At 56.8% G+C, this 400-nt stretch carries 1 protein-coding gene; it reads left to right on the forward strand.

Going from position 1 to position 400, the window contains the following annotated elements; genetic code table 11:
* Positions 1–200: 200 nt before the first annotated feature.
* Positions 201–400 (forward strand): ChuX/HutX family heme-like substrate-binding protein (locus G4D87_RS38705; protein ID WP_205507902.1); only part of this gene is annotated, 200 nt, incomplete at its 3' end.

Genomic DNA, 400 nt, shown 5'->3' on the forward strand with positions numbered 1-400 from the left:
CTCGACGAGGCGTCAGAGACCGCGCTACTGCAGACAATTCGCAGCCGGCTGCCCGACACAATCCTCATTCTGATCGCCCACCGACTGCCGCAATCGCTACACAAGCTGAAGATCCACGATCTCGACCTGCAGCCCACTCTTTTCTCCGCCTCTCGTTGAAGAGGCGTCGTTTCACCCATGCCTCGACAAATGGATAACCAATGACCGAGATTGAACCGCAAACCCGCCTCCGCCTCGAAGCGCGAGCTTCCGATATCATCCAGCGACTGCCAGCCATGGGCAAGTTGATGATCATCGGCAAAGGCAAAGGCGCAACCCATGAACGGATCGGCACGGTTGAAACCGTGACCGAGATCAGTGGCAAACTCGTCTGTGGTGGAATACACCACAAGTCCAGCAT

Origin of the sequence: Myxococcus vastator, assembly GCF_010894475.1 — a bacterium.
In the GTDB taxonomy this organism is placed as follows: domain Bacteria; phylum Myxococcota; class Myxococcia; order Myxococcales; family Myxococcaceae; genus Myxococcus; species Myxococcus vastator.